This is a genomic window from Bradyrhizobium sp. 191, assembly GCF_023100985.1.
Classification (GTDB): Bacteria; Pseudomonadota; Alphaproteobacteria; order Rhizobiales; family Xanthobacteraceae; genus Bradyrhizobium; species Bradyrhizobium diversitatis.
In genome coordinates, this window is sequence record NZ_CP064692.1 from 6,262,239 (window position 1) to 6,282,150 (window position 19,912).

The window sequence follows — 19,912 nt, forward strand, 5'->3', positions numbered from 1 at the left end:
GTGCCCGTATCCCTTTATTGCCGGAGCTAACCTGTGAAGTTGAGCAATCTGAAGATCGCGCCCAAGCTGGGCATTCTTGTCGGCGTCACCTTGTTCGGCTTGTGCGTCTCCGGTGTCCTTGCCGGTTACCTGATGAAGCAGGAGATGGTGGAGGCGCGCATCGACCAGGCCAAGGCGATCGTCGAGCTGGCGCGCAATTATGCCGCCGCGTTGAAGAAGCGCGTCGATGCCGGCGAGATGACGAAGGACGCCGCGATGGCCGAGATTCGCCGCTACGGCAACGCGATGACCTATGACAACGGGGCGGGCTATCTGTTCGGCACCTCCTACGACGGCATCACGCAGCTCGCACCCGATCCGAAGGTGATCGGCGCCAACCGAATGGACGTCGTGACCAACGGCCGCAAGCTGTCCCTCGAACTGATGGAGGGTGTGAAGGCGAAGGGATCGATCCTGCTGCACTATGAGTATATGAAGCCGGGGCAAGAGAAGCCGATCCGCAAGATCGGCTACGCGGTGGCGGTGCCCGGCTTCGACATGTATCTCGGTACCGGCGCCTATCTCGACGACATCGACGCCAAGATGGGTCCGGTCTACTGGATGCTCAGCCTTGCCATGCTCGGCATCGTGATCGTGGCCGGCAGTGTCGCCTGGCTGCTTGGTCGCAGCATCAGCCGTCCGTTGGCGCTGCTCGGCGCCCGCATGAAGGATCTTGCCGAGGGCAAGCTCGAGGGCGACATCCCCGGCGTCGGTCGCGGTGACGAGGTCGGCGCGATGGCTTCGACCGTGCAGATCTTCAAGGACAATGCGGTCCGCATCCGCGATCTCGAGAAGACCGAGGCGGAGGCGAAGGAGCGCGCCGCGGCGGAACGTCGCAGCGCGATGGAAGAGATCGCCAACGACTTCGAACGCAGCGTCAACGGCATCGTCCGTTCGGTCTCCTCGGCCGCCGCCGGCATGCAGACGACGGCGCAGTCGATGACGGCAACCGCCAGCGACGCCTCCTCGCGTGCCGCGACGGTCGGCGCTGCCTCGCAAAAGGCCTCCGGCAACGTCGGCACGGTCGCGGCGGCCGCCGAAGAGCTGTCGAGCTCGGTTGCGGAAATCTCCCGTCAGGTCACCCGCTCGACCGAGGTCGCGAGCCGCGCCGTCAGTGACGCCGAGCGCACCAACGCCACCGTGCAGGTGCTCTCGACCGGCGCCGAGAAGATCGGCGAAGTCGTCAAGCTGATCCATTCGATCGCTGCGCAGACCAATCTGCTCGCGCTCAATGCCACCATCGAGGCGGCACGTGCCGGTGAATCCGGCCGCGGCTTCGCGGTCGTCGCCTCCGAAGTCAAGGCGCTCGCCAACCAGACGGCGAAGGCGACCGAGGAGATCTCCGCACAGGTCGCGGCGATGCAGACCTCGACCAGCGACGCGGTCACGGCCATCTCCGGCATCACCCAGACCATCGCCGAGATGAGCGAGATCACCGCGGGCATTTCCGCGTCGATCGAGCAGCAGGGCGAGGCGACGCGCGAGATCGCGCGCAACATCCAGTCGGTCGCGGCCGGTTCGAGCGAGATCAACGCCAATATCGGCAGCGTCACCTCGGCCGCGGAAGCGACCGGCACAGCGGCCGGCGACGTGCTCACCAACGCACGCGAACTGGACAGCCAATCCGGCGCGCTGCGCAACGCGGTGGATGGCTTCCTCGCCAAGGTGCGGGCGGCGTAACTCGTCGCGCAAGAACTCTACGCGGTCGTCATGCCCGGGCTTTGTCCCGGGCATCCACGTTCTCGGGCACCGCGCGCACGGATATCCGTGGACGGCCGGGACAAGCCCGGCCATGACGGAAGATGTGGAGTACGTGGCATTTGCGCGTGCGCTACTGCTTCTCGATCTTCGCGTTCGTGATCAGCTTCTCCCACAGCACGAGCTGCTCGTTCACGAATGTGCCGAGCTGCTCCGGCGTCCCCGAGAACGCATCCATGCCGAGCGTGGCGAGCTTGGCCTTGATCTCCGGATTCTCGACGATCTTCCTGATCTCGGTATTGAGCCGCGTCACGATCTCCTTCGGCATGCCGGCCGGGCCGAAATAGCCCTGCCAGGACGAGATGTCGAAGTCGGGCACGCCGGCCTCCTGCATCGAAGGCAGATGCGGCACCAGCGGCGAGCGCTGCTTCGTGGTGACCGCGAGCGCGCGTAGCGCGTTGCCGTTGACGTGGGGCAGGCCGGTCAGGATGTCGACGAACATCATCGAGACGCGGCCGCCCATGACGTCGTTGAGCGCCGGCGGCGAGCTCTTGTAGGGCACGTGCAGGAGGTCGAGCCCGGCATTGTGCGCGAAGGTCGCGCCCGAGACGATCGCCGACGACGAGCCCGATGCGTAGCTCAGCTTGCCCGGATTGGCCTTGCCGTACGCGACCAGCTCGGCGACGGACTTGGCCGGCACTTCCGGATTGATGACCAGCATGAACGGCAGGTCGCCGGTGCGCGCGATCGGGGTGAAATCCTTGACCGGATCGTAGGTGAGGCTCTTGAGCAGATAGGGATTGGCCGAATGCGTGGTGTTGGTGGTCACCAGCAGCGTGTAGCCGTCGGGAGCGGCCTTCGCGACATAGGTCGCCGCGAGCATGCCGTTGGCACCGGCCTTGTTCTCGATCACGATGCCGACGCCGAGCGCCTGCGACAGATGCTGCGAGATCAGCCGCGTCGTGGTGTCGGTTCCGCTGCCGGCCGCGAACGGCAGCACCAGCGTGATGTTGCGGCTCGGATAGTTGTCGGCCTGAGCGGTGGATGCGGCGGCAAGACACAGCGCGGCCGCGCCGATGGTGCGCAAGTTTCGAATCAGCCCTGAAATCATCTTGAGTCGTTCCCTCTTTTTCGTTGGCGGGGAACCTAGCGTCTCTTCAATGAAATCGAAAGGCGTGAGTTTGCCGCCCGTCACGTGGAATTACTTCACCGCCGAGCCCTGGCGCGATGCGATCACGACGCCGGCGAGCACCAGCACGTAGCCGATCAGGTGGAACGCTTGCAGCTTTTCGCCCAGCAGCAGGATCGCCATCGCCGAGCCGAACACCGGCACCAGATGGAAGAACGGCGCCGCCCGGTTCGGCCCGATCAGCGCCACGCCGCGGTTGAAGAAGAGGTAGGCGAGGGTGGAGGGAAAGATCAGGATGTAGCCCAGCGTCGCCAGCGTGATCGCGTCGAATTGCAGCACGCGGCCGCTTGCCGCCTCCCAGATCGCCGTCGGCAGCAGCATCGTCGCGCCGCAGCAGGTGGTGAAGGACAGGAAGGAGAGCTGATGGATCTTCGGCCGCCGCGGGATGAAGGCGGAGTAGATGCCGAATGCCACCAGCGAGGAGGCGAACATGATGTCGCCCCTGTTGAAGCTGATGCTCGCGAGCGCGGCGAGATCGCCGCGCAGGATGATGATCAGCACGCCGAGCAGCGAGATCGCGATGCCGCCGAGTTGCGCGCCGGTCAGCCGCACGCCGAACAGCACCAGCGACCACAGCGCCACGAACAGGGGACCTGCCGACTGGATCAGAAGCGCGTTCAGCGCCTCGGTGTATTGCATCGCCCAATATGAGATCGCGTTGTTGAAGGCAAAGCCGACCAGCGACAGGAACAGCATCAAGGGCAGGCTCCTGCGCAGGGCGGGCCAGTCGCGCTTCAGATGCGGCCAGGCGAACGGCAACAGGATGAGGAACACGCCGTACCAGCGGATCGTGGTCACCGTCAGCGGCGGCACATGCGCGCCGACATGGCGTGCGAGCACGATGTTTCCGGCCCAGAACAGCGAGGTCAGGCTGAGCAGCAGATAAGGCTGGTTGTTGAGCCAACTGGCCGGATTCGAGGCCGGTGGCGCGGGCGAGGCGGTCGTCATTGGCGTTGCATGAAAGCTTGCGCCGGATTGTCGTTGTGACACAAGTCACAGGGCCGCAATGCTACAATGCAGGCATGACCCGAGGAGGTGCCATTGGCGGTCAATATGTTGAACATTGTGGGCCTGGAGCAACTCGATCCGCAGGCGCCGGTGGTGATGCTGAACCTGATGCGATTCCATGCGCGTTCGCGCGACGGCGACGGATCCGGCTGGGACGCTTATCTTCGCTACAGCGCGATCACGGTGCCGATGATCAGGGCACGCGGCGGCACGCTGCTCTGGACCGGCGAGGCCAAGGCGGTTGCGCTCGGTCCGCACGACGGCAACGAATGGGACTTTGTGGCGCTGGTCTATTATCCGACGGTCGCGGCCTTCCTCGACATGATGACGTCCAAGGCTTACGAGCGCGAGGCCGATCCGCATCGCGTCAACGGCTGCGCCGAGCACGTGATCATCGCGACGAGCGAGGCCTACAGCAAGTTCAAGACGAAGTAGGCTGTCCATCGCGCGGCGCGCTTCTTTCCCTTTCCCCTTGTGGGAGAGGGTGGCTCGCCGCGAAGCGGCGAGACGGGTGAGGGGTTTCTCTCCGCGAGTCCAACTCTCATTGGAATGTGCGTATGGATACCCCTCATCCGGCGCTTCGCGCCACCTTCTCCCACAAGGGGAGAAGGAAGAGCTACGTCGCCTGCTTCCTTGACGCTGCGAACACGCCCGCCAGCACCAGGGCGAAGCCGATGAAGTGGAACGCCTGCGGGTGTTCGCCCAGAAACACCATCGCCATGATCGAGCCGAACACCGGCACGACGTGGAAGAACGGCGCGGTTCGGTTGGCGCCGATCAGGCGCACGCCGCGATTGAAGCAGAGATAGGCGAGCGCCGAGGGGAAAACGGCGACGTAGAACAGGGTCAGCAGGTTCGGCCCGTCGAGCTTCATGACCGGGCGTGCGGACAGTTCCCAGATCTCCAGCGGAATGAGACAGGCGGCGCCGCAGCCGAAGGTGAAGGCGAGGAACGACAGGCCGTGCATCGGCGGCCGCTTCAGGGACAGCACCGAATAGAGCGCGAAGATCAGGAGCGCGAGGAGGAAGATCAGGTCGCCCCTGTTGAAGTCGATGTTCGACAGCGTGGTGAAATCGCCGTGCAGCAGGATGGTCAGCACGCCGCACATCGACAGCAGCACACCGAAGGCCTGCGCCGCGGTGAGCCGGATACCGAGAATGACCAGCGACCACAGCGCCACCAGCAGCGGCGCGGCCGATTGCAGCAGCAGCGTGTTGAGGGCCTGGGTATGCTCCAGCGCCCAATATTGCAGCGTGTTGAAGGCGCCGATGCCGGTGACCGAGAGCGTGACCATCAGGCCGAGCTTGCCGCGGATCGCCGGCCAGTCCTGTACGAGGTGTTTGAAGGCAAACGGCAGCACCAGCAGGAAGGCGAAGAACCAGCGCAGGAACGACAGCGTGACCGGCGGGATGTGTCCGGCGGCGAGCCGTCCGACGATGGCGTTGCCGGCCCAGCACAGCGCGGTAATGCTGAGCAGCAGATAAGGCTGGTTGGCGATCCAGCTGTGTCCGGATGTTTCCGCGCTCGTGGTGTGGCCGGTGGCGGACATGTGGCTGTTGGGGCCCCGCGTGGAGTACGCCGAAGCCTCCGGCCCGGCGAGACCCGGGCCGGCTGATCACCCGGCGCTGTCCAAAGACACGGAAATCGAGGTTGCATCAATGGGGGGCGGACGCATCGCGACCATGCAGCGGCGAAGGCGGCCTCTCACGCTTTGGTCGAAGCCATTGCGCTGGCCCGGAAGGTTTCTGGATTTTCGGGGGATATCAAAGGCTTGGAGTGCGCGTTGAGCCCGAAAAAAGCCCCGTTCTTGCTTGCCTAGAGGGGCTGCTTCCTTTATCCGGTTGGGCTGCCTCGCGTGCGAACGGCCTCGGCCGGGAATTGGGCTGGGCGCAGGCGTGATCCCGGAAGAGTGGATCCCGGTTTTCCGTTCGGATCATGCCACTTACAGAGAAATCTTCGAAGGATTACCCGCGCATGGCCAATGTTGTCGTCGTCGGCGCCCAGTGGGGCGACGAAGGGAAGGGCAAGATCGTCGACTGGTTGTCGGAGCAGGCGGACATCGTCGTCCGCTTCCAGGGCGGTCATAACGCCGGCCACACGCTGGTGATCAACGGCAAGACCTACAAGCTCGCGCTGCTGCCCTCCGGCGTGCTGCGCGAGGGCAAGCTGTCGGTGATCGGCAACGGCGTGGTGTTCGATCCCTCCGCCTTCCTCGACGAGGTCGCCAAGCTCAGGGCGCAGGGCGTTGCGGTCTCTCCGGACAATCTGCGCGTCGCCGAGAACGTCACGCTGATCCTGCCGCTGCACCGCGAGCTCGATGCGCACCGCGAATCCGCCAGCGCCGCAACTGCGATCGGCACCACCCGCCGCGGCATCGGCCCGGCCTATGAGGACAAGGTCGGCCGCCGCGCCATCCGCCTGATGGATCTCGCCGACCATCAGACGCTGCCGCACAAGATCGACCGCCTGCTGGCGCACCACAATGCGCTGCGCCGCGGCCTCAACCTGCCGGAATTCGACAGTGCGGTGATCCTGAAAGAGCTGATGGCTATGGCGCCACAGCTACTGCCCTATGCCGAGACGGTGTGGCGGCTGCTCGACATCGAGCGGCGCGCCGGCAAGCGCATGCTGTTCGAGGGCGCGCAGGGCGCGCTGCTCGACGTCGACCACGGCACCTATCCCTACGTCACCTCGTCCAACACGGTGGCGGCGCAGGCCGCGACCGGCGCCGGCCTCGGGCCTGGCGCGGTCGGCTACGTGCTCGGCCTGTGCAAGGCCTACACGACCCGCGTCGGGCAGGGCCCGTTCCCGACCGAGCAGGACAACGAGATCGGCCGCAAGATCGGTGAGCGCGGCCGCGAGTTCGGAACCAATACCGGCCGTCCCCGCCGCTGCGGCTGGTTCGACGCCGTGCTGGTCCGCCAGGCGGTCCGGACCTGCGGCATCAATGGCCTGGCGCTGACCAAGCTCGACATCCTCGACGGCTTCGATTCGATCGAGGTCTGCACCGGCTACAGGCTCGACGGCAAGGAGATCGACCATTTCCCGGCCGGCGAGGGCGCCCAGGCCCGGGTCGAGCCGATCTACGAGACCATCGAGGGCTGGAAGGAGCCGACCGCGAGCGCGCGGTCCTGGGCCGACCTGCCCGCCCAGGCCATCAAATATGTCCGGCGGATCGAGGAATTGGTGGGGTGCCCGGTCGCGCTGCTTTCCACCAGCCCCGAACGCGAAGATACTATCCTCGTGCAAAATCCGTTTGAGGCTTAACGATATCTTACCGGGACGCGCGTATAGTTGAGTAGAAATGGCTGATTACTATCCGCTGATCGCCCGCGCTATTGCCGCCTTGGACCCCAACGCTCCCGGCGAAAGCCGTCGCGCGCTCTATGAGAGGGCGCGCACGGCGCTGATCGCGCAGCTGCGGAGCGTGCAGCCGCCGCTTTCCGAATCCGAGATCACGCGCGAACGGCTGTCGCTGGAAGAGGCCGTTCGCAAGGTCGAATCGGAGGCCGCCCAGCGCGCCCGCGAGGCCTCGCGCCCCGGTGGCGGCGCCCGCTCCAGCAGCAGCGGCGATGCTTTTCGCCGGGCCAGCACCCGCGCCGCCGAAGCCAACGCTCCCGCATCTCAGCCGGCTCCGCCGCGCACGCGACCGGCCCCGACGCCGCCGCGGGCCGACCGTCCGTCAATCAGCGTCGATGAGCAGGGCGAGGCCCCGCGCCCGCCCCGCGCTCCCCGTTTCGACGCCCCGCGCCCGCCGGGACCGTCCGTCCCGCCGCCGTCGGAGCCGCCGCCCGCCGGGCGCGATCGCGCCGGTGCGCGCCGTCCGCCCGACATGGGACCCCCGCCGCCGGCACCTGGTGTGCGCGGCTTCCGCGACATCACGGCCGACGCCAACGATCTCGGCGGCGCTGCCGCGCAGGCCAGCCGCGCCGCGCGCCGCACCTATGCCAACGTGCCCTCGCCCTCGCCGGAATTCGACCGGCTGGAGCCGAGCCTGGAGAACCGCGCCGGCGAGTCCGAGGCGCCCTATTCCTACGACGAAGCGATCGAGGAGGCCGAGCGCTACGCGCCGCCGTCGCCGCGTCCGCGCGCCGCGTCCGAGGGCGAGGCCAAGAAGCGCGTCCGCACCGGCTCGGCATTTCCGTTCAAGAGCGCGATCGCCGTCGGCATCGTGCTGATCCTGGTCGGCGCCGGAATCCTCTGGGGCAAGCAGGCCGTTCAGATCGTCAACGGCTTTCTCAAACCGTCCGCGACTCAGGTCGTGGAGACGCCGAGCCCGGCACAACCGCAGAGCAAGCCGAAGATTCCGGATCGCGTCGGCCAGCCCTCGGCCAGCGACCAGCCTGTCGCGCCGGTGGCGCAGAAGGTCGTGCTCTATGACGAGGATCCGTCCGATCCGAAGGGCAAGCAATATGTCGGCTCGGTGGTGTGGCGGCTCGAGCCGATCAAGGCCTCGGGCAACCAGAAAGCCGACGTCGCCGTGCGCGCCGACATCGAGATCCCCGACCGCAAGTTCAAGATGACGATGTCGTTCCGCCGCAACACCGACTCCTCGCTGCCGGCGAGCCACACCGCGGAATTGACCTTCATCCTGCCGCCGGATTTTCCGGGCGGCAGCGTCTCCAACGTGCCCGGCATCCTGATGAAGTCGAACGAGCAGGCGCGCGGCACGCCGCTCGCAGGCCTCGCGGTCAAGGTCACCGACGGCTTCTTCCTGGTCGGCCTCTCCAATGTCGATGCCGACCGCGCCCGCAACGTCCAGCTCCTGAAGGAGCGCTCCTGGTTCGACGTGCCCCTGGTCTACGCCAACCAGCGCCGCGCCATCATCGCCATCGAGAAGGGTGCCCCCGGCGAGCGCGCCTTCAACGACGCCTTCGCGCAGTGGGGTGATTAGACACTTCTCTAGACAGAGAGATCGTCGTGCCCGGGCGTGTCCCGGGCATCCACGTTCCTTGTACGTCGGGACGAGACGTGGATGGCCGGGACGAGGCCCGGCCATGACGCTGCGGAAGCTTGAACTACCGCGCCGCCGCTTCGCGCTTGCGCGATGCCGCGGCGGCGGCGTGCTCGCGGTCCATTACGGCGCGGCAGCCGGGGCTGACCTGCGACTTGTTCCTCACCATGCAGGCAGTGATCCGTGGAATGTCCGGAATCTCACTGGAGCACAGCCGCATCGCATCGCCCGAGCACATCTGCTGTGCTTCGGACGAGAAGGCAAGGCCGGGCGAGGTCTGGAGTGCGAGGCTGGTGACGGCGAAAGCGAAGAGCGAAGCGATCGTCTGATGGCGTGTCATGCGGATGGGTCCCCGATTTCCCTAGGGCTTGAGCCACTTGGTTTTTGGGGCGCCGCACGCGGCTTGATCTGCCGTACGTCACAGCCTTCACGCCGGGAACTCTGGTCCCGCATGTGGTCGCTCGATCTCTTGATGCTCGAATCGAAAGTGCTGCGCCGCCCGAGCGAAGTATGCGCCATTGTCACGAGCCTGCAATGGCCGGCGCAAAGGAATTCGCAATTGTTGCGCGCGAGTCACGTCGCGCGCGATCAGATCAGCCGATCGGAGGATGCGCCCGCTTGTTCCGCATCGCTTACGCCGAGAGCGGCAGCGTGTTCCTCGACGGCGGTGACACCCTTCGCCGTGAGCTCGAACAGATCGCCGTCCTTCATCACGTAGCCGTCGGCGATCAGTTGCCCGACCTGGCCCTGCCGCTCGTCGGCAAAGGCAACGGATTGGCTGATGTCCCGCAGGATCGAGAGTTGTTCGTCGCGCAACATGGCATCGCTCTCCGTTCGCGGGGATGGGGTTCCGATCCTCACATGCCGTGGCTCTGAAAGACCTTGCTGCAAGCGCGCGACAGCTTGGCGCGGTTGGCCTGCAGGCAGCTCTGCACGGCCATGTCGTTGCCGAGCTCCTTGCGGCAGAAGCGCGATGCATCTCGCGAGCAGGCCTTCTGCTCCTGTGGCGTGCCCATATGGCCTTGGGCGAAAGCGGGGGCGCTCGAGAGGCCGCCCAGGGCTGCCACCATGATTGTCGCCAGAACGAGTTGAGGGGACATCGGCGGCTCCAATCTGCCAGGGTCAAGTTCAGGTCCAGCATGAACTCGTCGCCTTGCCACTTGTTCCCCTCGGGTGGAGCCCGGCGCCCCGCTGTTCAAGGTTCCCGCTGCACTGCTATAATATATTGGCGAAGGTGAGGGTGTTTGATGAAACGCTATCTGGTGTTTGCGCTGGTCGGCCCGTTCGTGGGCGGGTTCCTGCTGCTGCTGACGACGACCTACCAGTCCGGCTATTGGGCCCAGACCAGCCTCGGCGAAGTCGGCAAGCTGTTCGCGGTGTTCTTCAAGACCCTGCAATACAGCTATCTGTTCGGCTTCCTGCCCGCGCTGATGATCGGCGCGGTCGACGACATCCTGATCCATATCCGCCGGATCGGTCCGGGCTTGCGGATGCTTCTGGTCGGCCTGTTCGCCTTCGTCCTGGCATCGCTCACCTACAGCTCGCGCGGACCGGATTCGGGCGCGGTGCAGTTCATCCTGTATGGCCTCGTCGGATTCGTGCCGGCGGCGATTTCATCCTGGCTCGTGCATCGCTATGTCGAGGAGCCGCAGGCAGCGGCGGCGCCGACCTGACGCGCGGCATTCGATCGCGGCGGCAACCTCCGCCGCCGCGGCGCGTTGTCCAGAGACCATGACCATGTCCGACGACGACATCCTTGCTCCTCGCAGATCCCGTACGGGGAGCAGCTCGCGTGCGCCCTTTTCCGGCAAGGAGGCGCGCGGGCCGATCATCGACCAGGAAGGCCACGAGATCAGGCCCGAGAGCCTGGAGCAGGGATTTCGCGAGTTTGGCTTCGAATTCGGGCAGGCGAGTCCGTTCGGCAACCTGACGCGCGAGCAGCGGATCGCGCGTATCGAGGCGATCGCGAAGCTGCTCGACGTCGCCTTCATCCTGCCCGGCACCAACATCCGCTACGGCATCGACGGGCTGATCGGCCTGATCCCCGTCGTCGGCGACATCATCACGACCGCGATCTCGCTGTGGCTGGTGCGCGAAGCCCGCGCGCTGGGCGCGCCCTGGCACATCACGGCGCGCATGCTCGGCAATGTCGCGCTCGACGGCGTGGTCGGCCTGGTCCCGTTCGCGGGCGACGCCTTCGACGTGATGTTCCGCGCCAACATGCGCAACGTGCGCCTGCTCCGCCGCTGGTTGGAGAAGCAGCCGCGGATTTGAGCCCTGAAGGATCTTTGATTGAGGCGGTCGGGCGTCAGGTTCGGTGCAGCTCTTCCGCTGGCGCGAGAGCGTGAGCCAGACGCAAAAAGCGCGACGACCTTTCGGCCATCGCGCTTTCTGCGCACATCGTAAGGCTCAGCGAAAAGCTTACGCCGCGTCGGCGTCGGTCTCCGCGGCCGGCGCGGGCTTGGGCCGACGGGGCAGCGGGAAGGCTTCGCTCTCGTACAGCGAGCGGATGCCGTTCTGGTCGAAGCGGGCTTCCTCGACCTGGAGATAGGCGCCGTTCAGCGAATCCGTCGGCAACTGCTCCATCGCGAACTGCACGGCCTCGGCCGCGGTGCCGAACCGGCGATAGGTGAAACCTGCGCGCTTCTTCTTGCGGATCGCGGCGGGAAAGAGTTCGGCGGAGGTGTTGAAGTTGAACGGACGCAGTGGACGCATGGTCAAAGACCTCGTGATCTTCTCTGGGGCTTTAAGCGCGTGGGGTTGGGGAGGGCAGGAGCCGCCAGGCGGGCCCGCCGCATGTCATTCTCGTCCTCTAATATAGGCCGATTTGACAGAAATGCGACCCCTGCGACGCGAGATGATGAATCCACGCATGGCAGCTCCGCGGGCGAAATAAATGGAATTATTTCAACAACTTAAGTGGTTCACATCTTGCCAAGAAGCAGCAGCACGATCAACACCACCAGCACGACCCCGCCGATGCCCATGCCGGAATGGCCCAGACCATAGCCGTAGCCGCCGAACCGGCCGGACAGGCCGCCGAGCAGATAGATGATCACCAGGATGATCAGGATGGTCCCAAGCGTCATGGCATCCTCCCTGGCGGCCGCCGAATGCGCTGATGGGCCGCACCGCCAAGGAAGAAAAGCACATCATACCGCCGGGTTCCACTGGGGAACCCGGCAGCGCGCAAGGTTATTTGGGCTCGAGCTTCAGCGCCGCGGAATTGATGCAATAGCGCAAGCCGGTCGGCCCGGGACCGTCGGGGAAGACATGGCCGAGATGGCCGCTGCATTTGGAGCAGAGCACCTCGGTGCGGATCATGCCGTGACTCGTATCCCGCTCCTCGTCGATATGGCTCTCGACCGCGGGCTGGGTGAAGCTCGGCCAGCCGCAGCCGGAATCGAACTTGGCGTCGGACGCGAACAGCACATTGCCGCAGCCGGCGCAGACATAAGTGCCGACGCGCTCGTCGTGCTCATATTCGCCCGAGAAGGGACGCTCGGTCGCCTTCTCGCGCAGCACCGCGTACTGCATCGGCGTCAATTCGCGCCGCCACTGCTCTTCGCTCTTGATGACCTTGTCGTCCGTGATCTTCGTTTTGGTGTCGGGCATGGGTCTCCCGTTTCTTTCGTGATCTCGATCAGTTGGTGGCCTTGCTGGCGTTCACCAGCGTCGGCTTCTCAATGTAGTTATCCGCGAACAGCTTTTTCAGGTTCTCGACCTTCGGGATGTCGTTATAGGCGATGTAGGGCTGGTTCGGGTGCAGCGTCAGATAGTCCTGGTGATAGGCCTCCGCCGGATAGAACGCCTCCAGCGCGCCGATCTTGGTCACGATCGGCTTGTTGAAGACCTTCGCACTGTTGAGCTGGGCGATATAGGCCTCCGCCACCTTCTTCTGCTCGTCGGAGGTGGTGAAGATCGCCGAGCGATATTGCGGGCCGACGTCCGGGCCCTGGCGGTTGAGCTGGGTCGGGTCGTGCACCACCGAGAAGTAGATCTGAAGGATCTTGCCGTAGGAGATCTTCTTCGGGTCGTACTTGATCTCGACCGCCTCGGCGTGGTCGGTGTGCCCGCTCGAGACGGTCCGGTAGTCGGCGGTCGCCTTGGTGCCCCCGGCATAGCCGGAGACCGCGTTGACGACGCCCGCGGTGTGCTGGAAGACGCCCTGTACGCCCCAGAAGCAGCCGCCGGCGATCACGGCGGTCTGGATGCCGCTCGCGGGCGCCGCGTCCAGCGCGGGGGCGGGGATCACGACCGCATCCTCCGCGGCGCGGGAGGGCATCGTGAATGCCAGCGTCAGGGCGGTGGTTGCGGCGAGCAGGGAGGCGATGGCGGTTCGGCGCATGGCAATCCTCTTTCGGAAGGGCTGACAGTCTAGGGCGGCCGGGACCAGGCGAACAGCCTGCCCGGCCGCGTTTTCGTACCATCCGAGATACGGACGCAGCCGCCGATTGTTACGTCGGGGCGGACACGAGATCGTGACGGCGCGATCGCCCGGCGGCGCGGGCGACGTCAGCACGCCGCGCTCGCCCGCGCCCGCTCACGCCAGCGAATTGAACCAGTCGAACGCCGTCGACTGTCCGTTCAGCACGTCCGCCTCACCATAGAGGCTCGTCAGGAACGTGGCGCGATGGCTTGCGCCCTTGACCGGAACCCCCTCCGCGAAATGTCCGCCGGCGGCGATTGCGGGCCGCACGAGGCGTGGATGCAGAGCCTCGTCGGCCAGCCCGTAATAGAACCTGATCGGGGAATCATAATCCCAGAAGGTCGCACTGTTGGCGCCGAGGCGGCGCTGGAGGGCGCTGTTCGTATCGCTGGTGAAGCGATCGAAGAAGCCATCGACGAGGAAATCGCCGGCGGGAGGAATGCTCTTCGCGATCTCGCCCTCGAGGCTGTAATCGGACCAGTACTTCTCCGCGAACGCCTGATATTGCGGCTTGATCGCGGTCTTGAACAGATCATTGAGCCCGTAATAGCGCCGATAGCTGCCGAGTAGGACGATCATGCAAGGCGTGATCCAGGCCGGCGGCATCGGATACGAGCTGTCCGAGGCCGGAATAAAAGCCGCCGGGTTCGCCCAGTAGTGAAAGCTCTCGGCGAGATTGTTGAACGGACTTTCTGCCGCAGCCGCCTGCACCTTGATGCCGCGGCGCTGCATCTCCTGCTTCAGCCACTGCGTGTTCAGGGCGCCCTGCGACCAACCGTTCAGGAACAGGGACGACTGGCGCAGGCCCAGTGTCCGCAGCTCGAGCAGCCCCGCCTTCAGGATGTCGAGGCAGCATTGCACGGTCGCTCTCTTCACGGCATAGGCTTCGCTCCGGCCATTGCGATAGGGGCCCTTGCCGACATAATCGGCCGCGACGACGGCATAGCCGTTGCCGGCGAAGCGCTGCACATTGAACAAGGTCTCGATCGAATCGACGTTGTCGCGCAGTTCATATGTCTGGTCGGCCAGCCGCAGCAGGTTCGAGGGGACCTGGTCGAACGACAGGATCGTGCCATGCTGCCACGACAACACCGGAACAGCGCCGCGCGCGCCCGCCGGGACGGCAAGCAGGCCGCTGACCTTGACGCGTTCTCCCGTCTCCGGGATGCGCGTGAAGGTGACGATGCCCCTCAGCTCGACGTCATGGCGCGCCGCATATTTGTCGGCAAAGCTCGCCGGCAGAATATTGCCTTCGTTGAAGACGGCATAGAATTTTGCCGCCAGCGTATTGAGCCGCTCCTTCGAGACTCGCACCGATCCGCCGGGCGCCGCGAGGGCAATCCCTGGAGCCGTGATCGACAGCGCGAGCGAACCGGCTGCCGCGCTCGCCGATTTCAGGAAGTCCCGACGGCTCGCGGCGAGACTATCGAGATCGGTTTCGGGATGCTCAGGCTTTGTTACGCGCGCCGTCATGCGCTCCACTCCAATGCGGTTTTCGTACGGGATACATCGCAAAGCCTAGCGGGCAGTGAATGCATCTCGGTGAAGCCGCTCACACGGAGATTGGCGAGTTCTACACCACCACGCTGAGCCGCTTCGCCGCCCGCGTGATGCCGGTATAGAGCCACCGCGCCCTGGACTCCTGAAACGCAAAGCTCTCGTCGAACAGTACGACATCGTCCCATTGCGAGCCCTGCGACTTGTGCACGGTCAGCACGTAGCCGTAGTCGAACTCGTCATAGGGCTTGCGCTGCTCCCAGGCGATCTGCTCGATGCCGCCCTCGAAGCAGTCGGCGCGCACCGAGACCTTCGTCACCTTGTGGCCGAAATCCTCGTCCGGCGACAGCCGCATGCTGAGGATGCGGGATTTCGAGCGCGAGGTGTTGCGCGACTTCACGCGCCACAGGCCGCCGTTGAACAGGCCCTTCTTGCGGTTGTTGCGCAGGCACACCAGCTTGTCGCCGGCGACCGGGAACTGGTCCTCGATGTTCTGGCGCTGCCGCACCCGCATGTTGTAGGCGCGGCGCGTGTTGTTGCGGCCGACCAGGATCTGGTCGGCGCCCATGACGCGATCGGGGTCGAGCTCCTTGCGCGAGACCACCTCGCTCTCGCCGTAGCGACCGATGTCGAGCTCGCGCCCCTCGCGCACGTCCATCGACATCCGCACGATCGGATCGTCCTGGGCCTGGCGATGCACCTCGGTCAGCATCGCATCGGGTGTGGTGTTGGTGAAGAAGCCGCCGCCCTGGATCGGCGGCAGCTGCGCGGGGTCGCCCAGCACCAGGAGAGGACAGTCGAACGACATCAGGTCGCGCCCGAGCTCGGCATCGACCATCGAGCATTCGTCGATCACGATCAGCTTCGCCTTCGAAGCCGGCGCATCGTCCCACAATTCGAAGCTCGGCTGCTCCTCGCCGGACTCGCGGGCGCGGTAGATCAGGGAGTGGATGGTCGAGGCGTCGTCGCAGCCCTTGTTGCGCATGACGAGGGCCGCCTTGCCGGTGAAGGCAGCGAACTTCACCTCGCCATCGACGCCCTCGGCGATGTGCCGCGCCAGCGTGGTCTTGCCGGTGCCGGCAAAGCCGAACAGGCGGAACACCGGCGGCGTCCCGTTGCGGCCCGGCTTGGCCTTGAGCCAGTCGCCGACGGCCTTGAGCGCGGCATCCTGATGCGGGGTGAAAGTGGCCATGTCTGTCTTGAGGAGGGGCGAAAGAGGCGACGATTCGCCATCCGCCAAAACTAACCATTCGCTCCAAGGGTTCAAGCGCGGTCGCCCCGCAATTGCCGGTGGGGCACCCGCATGTGAGCCTTGCAAGAGGTCGTCATGCCCGGGCTTGTCCCGCCTGCGCGGCCGAAGCCGCTCCGGCGCGGCGAAGGCCCGGGCATCCACGTTCCTTGTGCTGCGTGGTTAGGCGTGGATGGCCGGGACAAGCCCGGCCACGACGCGGTGAGAGCTGAGGCTACTGCCAGCCGGGAACGCCGCGCATGTCGGGTAGCTGGTGGGCGATGCCCTTGTGGCAGTCGATGCAGGTCTTTTCCTTGGTGAACAGGAAGCGCTGGTGCGCGACCGCGGCCCGCGGCGACTGCTTGGTGATGTCCATGGAATCTGCGCTGTGGCAGTTGCGGCATTCCAGGGAATCATTGGCCTTGAAGCGCGCCCATTCGTGCGCCGCCAGCTCGAGGCGGTGATCCTGGAATTTTTCGCGGGTGTCGATGGTGCCGAAGATCTTGCCCCAGACCTCCTTGGAGGCCTGCATCTTGCGCGCGATCTTGTCGGTCCACTTGTGCGGCACGTGGCAGTCCGGGCAGGTCGCGCGCACGCCGGAGCGGTTGGAGAAGTGGATGGTCGACTTCAGCTCGGCGTAAACGTTGTCCTTCATCTCGTGGCAGCCGGTGCAGAACTTCTCGGTATTGGTCAATTCCAGCGCGGTGTTGAAGCCGCCCCAGAAGATCACGCCGGCAACGAACCCGGCCAGCACCAGGGTGCCGAGCGCGAACACCGAGCTCGGCCGGGTCAGCACCTGCCAGAGCTCGCGGGCGAAAACCCAGCACCGCGCGATGAAGCCGCGTTTGGTCTTCAGCTCCGCGTTGGGCCCATCAGCGGTCGTCGTCATCGGCGGCCACCCGGGCTTGCGCGCGACAGCAGCGTGTCGATGTCGATGAAATCGTTGCTGACCGGCGGATTGGCGGTGTTCTGCGGCACGTGGCATTCGGTGCAAAAGAAGCGTCGCGGCGAGACCGAGCCGAGGAACTGGCCGTCGCGGTCCATGAAGTGCGTAATCGACACCATCGGCGCCTGAGATTCAGCGGTGCGCGCCCGCGCGTGGCAGGACAGGCATTTGTTGCCGTTGAGGTCGATCTGATAGCCGTCGATATTGTGCGGGATGACGGGCGGCTGCTCCGGATAGTTGCGCACCTCTCTCTCGGAAGTATTGCGGTTCGGCAGCATCGGCGGCGCCGGTCCCTCGTCGTTGAGCGGGGTCGGGCCGCGCAGGCCCGACGTCACTGTCTGCGCCGTCAGCGAGCTCGTGCCCGCTGCGATCGCGAAGGCGAGCAGGATGATTGCGGATCGTTTCATCATGACATGTTCACCCGCTCGATGCGTACGGCGCATTTCTTGAAGTCGGTCTGCAGCGAGATCGGATCGGTGGCGTCGAGCGTCACCTTGTTGATCAGCTTGGATTCGTCGAACCACGGCACGAACACGAGGCCGCGCGGTGGCCGGTCGCGGCCGCGGGTCTCGACGCGGGCGCGGATGAAGCCGCGGCGGGAGACCACCTTCACCTCGTCGCCGCGGCGGAGCTTGGCCTCCTGCGCGTCGTCCGGATGCATGAAGCAGACGGCTTCCGGGAAGGCCTTGTAGAGCTCGGGCACGCGGCGCGTCATGGTGCCGGAATGCCAGTGCTCCAGCACGCGGCCGGTGGAGAGCCAATAGGGATATTCGCTGTCGGGCGATTCTGCCGGCGGCTCGTAAGGCAGCGCGAAGATGCGCGCCTTGCCGTCGGCATGGCCGTAGAACTGTACGTCGGTGCCCTGCTTGACGTAGGGGTCGCTGCCCTCGCGGAAGCGCCACTTCGTCTCCTGGCCGTTGACCACCGGCCAGCGCAGGCCGCGCTCGCGGTGATAGGTGTCGAACGGTGCAAGGTCGTGGCCATGGCCGCGGCCGAACTGGGCATATTCCTCGAACAGGCCCTTGTGCACGTAGAAGCCGAACGCCTTGGACTCGTCGTTGAGATAGCCAGACTCGATGTCGGAGACCGGAAACTTGTCGACCTGGCCGTTCCGGTAGAGCACGTCGAACAGCGTGTTGCCGCTGACATCGGGCTTCTTGGCGATCAGCTCCTCGGGCCAGACCTCCTCGATCTTGAAGCGCTTGGAGAACTCCATGAGCTGCCAGAGGTCGGATTTCGATTCGCCGGGCGCGGAGACGAGCTGGTGCCAGAACTGGGTGCGCCGCTCGGCATTGCCATAGGCGCCTTCCTTCTCCACCCACATCGCGGTGGGCAGGATCAGGTCGGCGGCGAGCGCGGTCACCGAGGGATAGGCGTCCGAGACCACGATGAAATTGTCGGGGTTGCGGAAGCCCGGATAGATTTCCTCGTTGATGTTGGGGCCGGCCTGAAGGTTGTTGTTGACCTGCACCCAATAGGCGTTGATCAGCCCGTCCTTCAGCATCCGGCTCTGCAGCACCGCGTGCGCGCCGTTCTTGTCGGGAATGGTGCCTTCGGGCAGCCGCCAGATGTGCTCGGCGTGGTCGCGATGCGCCTTGTTGGTCACGACCATGTCGGCAGGCAGACGATGCGAGAAGGTGCCGACCTCGCGCGCGGTGCCGCAGGCCGAGGGCTGGCCGGTCAGCGAGAACGGGCTGTTGCCGGGCGCGGAGATCTTCCCGGTCAGAAGATGGATGTTGTAGACGAGGTTGTTGCACCAGACGCCGCGGGTGTGCTGGTTGAAGCCCATGGTCCAGAACGAGACCACTTTCGTCTTCGGATCGGCGTAGAGCTCGGCGAGCGCTTCGAGACGGTTGAGCGGCACGCCCGACATTTCGGCGGCTTTCTCCAGCGTGTACTCGGACACGAACTTGACGAATTCGTCATAGCTCATGTCGGTGGCGTCGTTGGGCTTGGCCGCGCCGGTCGCCTTCTTCTGCAGCGGATGCTCGGGCCGCAGGCCATACCCGATGTCGGTCTGGCCGCGCTTGAACACGGTATGCCTGGCGACGAAGTCCTTGTTGACCCGGCCGGTCTTGATGATGTGATTGGCGATGGCGTTGAGGATGTAGAGGTCCGTCTGCGGCTTGAACACCATGCCGATGTCGGCGAGGTCGAAGGAGCGGTGCTCGAAGGTCGAGAGCACGGCAACGCGAACATGCGGCGCGGAGAGACGGCGGTCGGCCAGGCGCGTCCACAGAATCGGGTGCATCTCCGCCATGTTGGAGCCCCACAGCACGAAGGCATCGGTCGCCTCGATGTCATCGTAGCAGCCCGGCGGCTCGTCGATGCCGAAGGTGCGCATCATGCCGGCGACCGCCGAGGCCATGCAGTGCCGGGCATTGGGGTCGATGTTGTTGGTGCGGAAGCCGGCCTTGAACAGTTTCGAGGCGGCATAGCCTTCCCAGATCGTCCACTGGCCGGAGCCGAACATGGCGACGCCGTTCGGTCCGCGCTTCCTGATCGCCTCCTTCCACTTCAGCTCCATGATGTCGAAGGCTTCGGTCCAGGTGACGGGCGTGAACTCGCCGTTCTTGTCGTACCTGCCGTTCGTCTTGCGCAGCAGCGGCTGCGTCAGGCGGTCGTGGCCGTACATGATCTTGGAGAGGAAGTAGCCCTTGACGCAGTTCAGGCCGCGATTGACCTCGGACTTGATGTCGCCATGGGTGGCGACCACGCGGTTGTCCTTGGTCGCGACCATCACCGAGCAGCCGGTGCCGCAGAAGCGGCAGGCGGCCTTGTCCCATTTCAGTTCGGTGGCCTGGCGTTCGGCGACGAGATTGGCGGCAAGCGCCGGCACCGGCATGCCTGCGGCGGCCGCTGCGATCGCGGCTGCCTCGAGCTTCAGCATCTGGCGGCGGTCGAGCTTGGGCGATGTCATGATG

General features: G+C 65.3%; 21 protein-coding genes. 6 read left to right on the forward strand and 15 right to left on the reverse strand.

Going from position 1 to position 19,912, the window contains the following annotated elements:
• The first annotated feature begins 33 nt into the window (after positions 1 to 33).
• Positions 34 to 1,719, forward strand: coding sequence for a methyl-accepting chemotaxis protein (locus IVB23_RS29305; RefSeq protein WP_061880784.1), 1,686 nt, complete (start codon positions 34 to 36; stop codon positions 1,717 to 1,719).
• Positions 1,720 to 1,870: 151 nt separating this feature from the next.
• On the opposite strand, the gene IVB23_RS29310 is transcribed toward IVB23_RS29305, so the two are convergent.
• Both IVB23_RS29310 and IVB23_RS29315 read right to left on the reverse strand, forming a co-directional pair.
• Positions 1,871 to 2,848, reverse strand: a complete 978-nt coding sequence (locus IVB23_RS29310; protein WP_061880783.1) for a tripartite tricarboxylate transporter substrate binding protein — start codon at positions 2,846 to 2,848, stop codon at positions 1,871 to 1,873.
• Between the two features lie 90 nt (positions 2,849 to 2,938).
• A complete protein-coding gene (locus IVB23_RS29315) occupies positions 2,939 to 3,874 on the reverse strand; it encodes a DMT family transporter (protein ID WP_247800946.1) in 936 nt (311 codons plus the stop codon).
• A gap of 105 nt (positions 3,875 to 3,979) precedes the next feature.
• Between IVB23_RS29315 and IVB23_RS29320 the strand changes: the two genes are divergently transcribed.
• On the forward strand, positions 3,980 to 4,369 hold the full coding sequence (locus IVB23_RS29320; protein WP_247800947.1) for a DUF1330 domain-containing protein: 390 nt from the start codon (positions 3,980 to 3,982) through the stop codon (positions 4,367 to 4,369).
• Positions 4,370 to 4,550: 181 nt separating this feature from the next.
• Here the strand turns inward: IVB23_RS29320 and IVB23_RS29325 are convergent, their stop codons facing one another.
• Positions 4,551 to 5,483, reverse strand: a complete 933-nt coding sequence (locus IVB23_RS29325) for a DMT family transporter (protein ID WP_061880781.1) — start codon at positions 5,481 to 5,483, stop codon at positions 4,551 to 4,553.
• A gap of 425 nt (positions 5,484 to 5,908) precedes the next feature.
• Between IVB23_RS29325 and IVB23_RS29330 the strand changes: the two genes are divergently transcribed.
• Both IVB23_RS29330 and IVB23_RS29335 read left to right on the forward strand, forming a co-directional pair.
• Positions 5,909 to 7,201, forward strand: a complete 1,293-nt coding sequence (locus IVB23_RS29330; RefSeq protein ID WP_061880780.1) for an adenylosuccinate synthase — start codon at positions 5,909 to 5,911, stop codon at positions 7,199 to 7,201.
• A gap of 37 nt (positions 7,202 to 7,238) precedes the next feature.
• Positions 7,239 to 8,828 (forward strand): hypothetical protein, encoded by a 1,590-nt coding sequence (locus tag IVB23_RS29335; protein ID WP_061880779.1) that lies wholly within the window; start codon positions 7,239 to 7,241, stop codon positions 8,826 to 8,828.
• Positions 8,829 to 8,952: 124 nt separating this feature from the next.
• Here IVB23_RS29335 and IVB23_RS29340 read toward each other — a convergent pair whose 3' ends face one another.
• The 3 genes from IVB23_RS29340 to IVB23_RS29350 form a co-directional block, all read right to left on the reverse strand.
• Positions 8,953 to 9,228: a hypothetical protein gene (locus IVB23_RS29340; protein ID WP_210343535.1), complete on the reverse strand. Its 276-nt coding sequence runs from the start codon at positions 9,226 to 9,228 to the stop codon at positions 8,953 to 8,955.
• Positions 9,229 to 9,476: 248 nt separating this feature from the next.
• Complete coding sequence (locus IVB23_RS29345) at positions 9,477 to 9,707, reverse strand: hypothetical protein (protein WP_061880777.1); 231 nt, start codon at positions 9,705 to 9,707, stop codon at positions 9,477 to 9,479.
• A gap of 38 nt (positions 9,708 to 9,745) precedes the next feature.
• Positions 9,746 to 9,988 (reverse strand): hypothetical protein, encoded by a 243-nt coding sequence (locus IVB23_RS29350; protein ID WP_061880776.1) that lies wholly within the window; start codon positions 9,986 to 9,988, stop codon positions 9,746 to 9,748.
• A gap of 147 nt (positions 9,989 to 10,135) precedes the next feature.
• Between IVB23_RS29350 and IVB23_RS29355 the strand changes: the two genes are divergently transcribed.
• Positions 10,136 to 10,561 carry a DUF5413 family protein gene (locus tag IVB23_RS29355; RefSeq protein WP_061880775.1) on the forward strand — a complete coding sequence of 142 codons (426 nt, stop codon included), beginning with the start codon at positions 10,136 to 10,138 and terminating at the stop codon, positions 10,559 to 10,561.
• 58 nt (positions 10,562 to 10,619) lie between these two features.
• On the forward strand, positions 10,620 to 11,162 hold the full coding sequence (locus IVB23_RS29360) for a DUF4112 domain-containing protein (protein WP_247800948.1): 543 nt from the start codon (positions 10,620 to 10,622) through the stop codon (positions 11,160 to 11,162).
• A 147-nt stretch (positions 11,163 to 11,309) separates the two neighbouring features.
• Here IVB23_RS29360 and IVB23_RS29365 read toward each other — a convergent pair whose 3' ends face one another.
• The 9 genes from IVB23_RS29365 to napA form a co-directional block, all read right to left on the reverse strand.
• The gene (locus IVB23_RS29365) at positions 11,310 to 11,603 is read right to left on the reverse strand and encodes a hypothetical protein (protein WP_027560969.1); all 294 of its coding nucleotides are present in this window, start codon (positions 11,601 to 11,603) and stop codon (positions 11,310 to 11,312) included.
• Between the two features lie 209 nt (positions 11,604 to 11,812).
• A complete protein-coding gene (locus tag IVB23_RS29370; protein WP_035677634.1) occupies positions 11,813 to 11,977 on the reverse strand; it encodes a DUF3309 family protein in 165 nt (54 codons plus the stop codon).
• 106 nt (positions 11,978 to 12,083) lie between these two features.
• A complete protein-coding gene (gene msrB / locus IVB23_RS29375; protein WP_197968451.1) occupies positions 12,084 to 12,503 on the reverse strand; it encodes a peptide-methionine (R)-S-oxide reductase MsrB in 420 nt (139 codons plus the stop codon).
• A gap of 28 nt (positions 12,504 to 12,531) precedes the next feature.
• Positions 12,532 to 13,236, reverse strand: a complete 705-nt coding sequence (gene msrA, locus IVB23_RS29380) for a peptide-methionine (S)-S-oxide reductase MsrA (protein ID WP_247800949.1) — start codon at positions 13,234 to 13,236, stop codon at positions 12,532 to 12,534.
• A gap of 195 nt (positions 13,237 to 13,431) precedes the next feature.
• Positions 13,432 to 14,790: a lipase family protein gene (locus IVB23_RS29385; RefSeq protein WP_247800950.1), complete on the reverse strand. Its 1,359-nt coding sequence runs from the start codon at positions 14,788 to 14,790 to the stop codon at positions 13,432 to 13,434.
• Between the two features lie 100 nt (positions 14,791 to 14,890).
• Complete coding sequence (locus IVB23_RS29390) at positions 14,891 to 16,006, reverse strand: ATP-dependent RecD-like DNA helicase (RefSeq protein WP_247800951.1); 1,116 nt, start codon at positions 16,004 to 16,006, stop codon at positions 14,891 to 14,893.
• A gap of 271 nt (positions 16,007 to 16,277) precedes the next feature.
• Positions 16,278 to 16,931, reverse strand: coding sequence for a NapC/NirT family cytochrome c (locus IVB23_RS29395; protein ID WP_247800952.1), 654 nt, complete (start codon positions 16,929 to 16,931; stop codon positions 16,278 to 16,280).
• Positions 16,928 to 17,398, reverse strand: coding sequence for a nitrate reductase cytochrome c-type subunit (locus IVB23_RS29400; RefSeq protein ID WP_247800953.1), 471 nt, complete (start codon positions 17,396 to 17,398; stop codon positions 16,928 to 16,930). Before IVB23_RS29400 ends, IVB23_RS29395 begins: the two co-directional genes overlap by 4 nt.
• Entirely contained in the window at positions 17,395 to 19,908 is a 2,514-nt protein-coding gene (napA, locus tag IVB23_RS29405) for a nitrate reductase catalytic subunit NapA (protein ID WP_247800954.1), read from the reverse strand. The genes IVB23_RS29400 and napA overlap by 4 nt, the downstream gene beginning before the upstream one ends.
• Positions 19,909 to 19,912 lie beyond the last annotated feature (4 nt).

What these genes read in the sequence shown, in the direction of transcription:
- IVB23_RS29310 (WP_061880783.1), bottom strand. Translation starts at nt 2,848, where the DNA reads ATGATTTCAGGGCTGATTCGAAACTTGCGCACCATCGGCGCGGCCGCG.
- IVB23_RS29315 (WP_247800946.1), bottom strand. Translation starts at nt 3,874, where the DNA reads ATGACGACCGCCTCGCCCGCGCCACCGGCCTCGAATCCGGCCAGTTGG.
- IVB23_RS29320 (WP_247800947.1), top strand. Translation starts at nt 3,980, where the DNA reads ATGTTGAACATTGTGGGCCTGGAGCAACTCGATCCGCAGGCGCCGGTG.
- IVB23_RS29325 (WP_061880781.1), bottom strand. Translation starts at nt 5,483, where the DNA reads ATGTCCGCCACCGGCCACACCACGAGCGCGGAAACATCCGGACACAGC.
- IVB23_RS29330 (WP_061880780.1), top strand. Translation starts at nt 5,909, where the DNA reads ATGGCCAATGTTGTCGTCGTCGGCGCCCAGTGGGGCGACGAAGGGAAG.
- IVB23_RS29335 (WP_061880779.1), top strand. Translation starts at nt 7,239, where the DNA reads ATGGCTGATTACTATCCGCTGATCGCCCGCGCTATTGCCGCCTTGGAC.
- IVB23_RS29340 (WP_210343535.1), bottom strand. Translation starts at nt 9,228, where the DNA reads ATGACACGCCATCAGACGATCGCTTCGCTCTTCGCTTTCGCCGTCACC.
- IVB23_RS29345 (WP_061880777.1), bottom strand. Translation starts at nt 9,707, where the DNA reads ATGTTGCGCGACGAACAACTCTCGATCCTGCGGGACATCAGCCAATCC.
- IVB23_RS29350 (WP_061880776.1), bottom strand. Translation starts at nt 9,988, where the DNA reads ATGTCCCCTCAACTCGTTCTGGCGACAATCATGGTGGCAGCCCTGGGC.
- IVB23_RS29355 (WP_061880775.1), top strand. Translation starts at nt 10,136, where the DNA reads ATGAAACGCTATCTGGTGTTTGCGCTGGTCGGCCCGTTCGTGGGCGGG.
- IVB23_RS29360 (WP_247800948.1), top strand. Translation starts at nt 10,620, where the DNA reads ATGACCATGTCCGACGACGACATCCTTGCTCCTCGCAGATCCCGTACG.
- IVB23_RS29365 (WP_027560969.1), bottom strand. Translation starts at nt 11,603, where the DNA reads ATGCGTCCACTGCGTCCGTTCAACTTCAACACCTCCGCCGAACTCTTT.
- IVB23_RS29370 (WP_035677634.1), bottom strand. Translation starts at nt 11,977, where the DNA reads ATGACGCTTGGGACCATCCTGATCATCCTGGTGATCATCTATCTGCTC.
- msrB (WP_197968451.1), bottom strand. Translation starts at nt 12,503, where the DNA reads ATGCCCGACACCAAAACGAAGATCACGGACGACAAGGTCATCAAGAGC.
- msrA (WP_247800949.1), bottom strand. Translation starts at nt 13,236, where the DNA reads ATGCGCCGAACCGCCATCGCCTCCCTGCTCGCCGCAACCACCGCCCTG.
- IVB23_RS29385 (WP_247800950.1), bottom strand. Translation starts at nt 14,790, where the DNA reads ATGACGGCGCGCGTAACAAAGCCTGAGCATCCCGAAACCGATCTCGAT.
- IVB23_RS29390 (WP_247800951.1), bottom strand. Translation starts at nt 16,006, where the DNA reads ATGGCCACTTTCACCCCGCATCAGGATGCCGCGCTCAAGGCCGTCGGC.
- IVB23_RS29395 (WP_247800952.1), bottom strand. Translation starts at nt 16,931, where the DNA reads ATGACGACGACCGCTGATGGGCCCAACGCGGAGCTGAAGACCAAACGC.
- IVB23_RS29400 (WP_247800953.1), bottom strand. Translation starts at nt 17,398, where the DNA reads ATGATGAAACGATCCGCAATCATCCTGCTCGCCTTCGCGATCGCAGCG.
- napA (WP_247800954.1), bottom strand. Translation starts at nt 19,908, where the DNA reads ATGACATCGCCCAAGCTCGACCGCCGCCAGATGCTGAAGCTCGAGGCA.